The sequence below is a fragment of the Streptomyces sp. NPDC090106 genome (assembly GCF_044747265.1).
Taxonomy (GTDB): Bacteria; Actinomycetota; Actinomycetes; order Streptomycetales; family Streptomycetaceae; genus Streptomyces.
Genome location: NZ_JBIVDS010000055.1, coordinates 1 through 1,088 on the forward strand (window position 1 = coordinate 1; position 1,088 = coordinate 1,088).

At 66.7% G+C, this 1,088-nt stretch carries 1 protein-coding gene; it reads left to right on the forward strand.

All coding sequences use genetic code 11. The features are described 5' to 3' along the window. On the forward strand, positions 1-1,088 hold a 1,088-nt coding region (locus ACIPSE_RS47275), incomplete at both ends, for a hypothetical protein (protein ID WP_401676410.1).

The window sequence follows — 1,088 nt, forward strand, 5'->3', positions numbered from 1 at the left end:
CCGGTGGATCGGTGACGGTTCCACGTCGTTCACCGGGAAGCAGCCGCTCCAGCCAGCGAAGCCCGAGCCGTTGGAACCCGGGCAGACTCCGCCCCAGTTCGTCGTCTTCTCCTGGGACGGAGCGGGCGACGTCGGCAATGGTCTGTTCTCACGCTTCCTGGACCTCGCCAGGAAGCACGAAGCCGGCATGACGTTCTTCCTCTCCGGGTTGTACCTTCTGCCCGAGTCGAAGAAGCGGCTCTACCAACCGCCGAACAACGCCCAGGGCGCCTCCGACATCGGCTACCTCACCGACGAGCACATCAAGGCGACGCTCTCCGACGTCCGGCGCGCGTGGCTGGAGGGCCACGAGATCGGCACGCACTTCAACGGCCACTTCTGCTCCGGCCAGGGCACCGTCGCCAACTGGACACCCGCTCAGTGGCGCGACGAGATCGACCAGGCCAAGTCCTTCGTCAAGAACTGGCGGACACACACCGGCTGGGACGACGTACCCTCGCTGCCCTTCGACTACGACAAGGAACTGGTCGGCGGTCGCACCCCCTGCCTCCTCGGCCAGGACACCCTGCTGCCCACCGCCCGCGAACTCGGCTGGCGTTACGACGCCTCCTCGCCCGGAGGACTTCAGGTCTGGCCGGACAAGAAACAGGGCGTCTGGGACTTCCCGCTCCAGCAGGTCCCGTTCCCCGGCCACAGCTTCGAAGTCCTGTCCATGGACTACAACATGCTCGCCAACCAGTCCGTGAACTCGACCAACGCGCCTCCCGCCAACTACCCGGCCTGGCGGGAACAGGCCACCGGCGCCTACATCGCCGGCTTCCAGCGTGCGTACGAGACGAACCGCGCCCCCTTCTTCGTCGGCAACCACTTCGAGCAGTGGAACGGCGGCATCTACATGGACGCCGTCGAGGAGGCGTTCAAGCACATAGCCGCCGAGAAGGAGAGCGGCCAGGACGTCCGACTGGTCTCCTTCCGCCAGTTCACCGACTGGCTGGACGTGCAGAAGCCCGGGGTGCTCGCCAAGCTGCGCAGGCTCGGCGTCGGCGAACAGCCGCCCGGCGGCTGGAAGTCGTTCCTCAGCGACACCG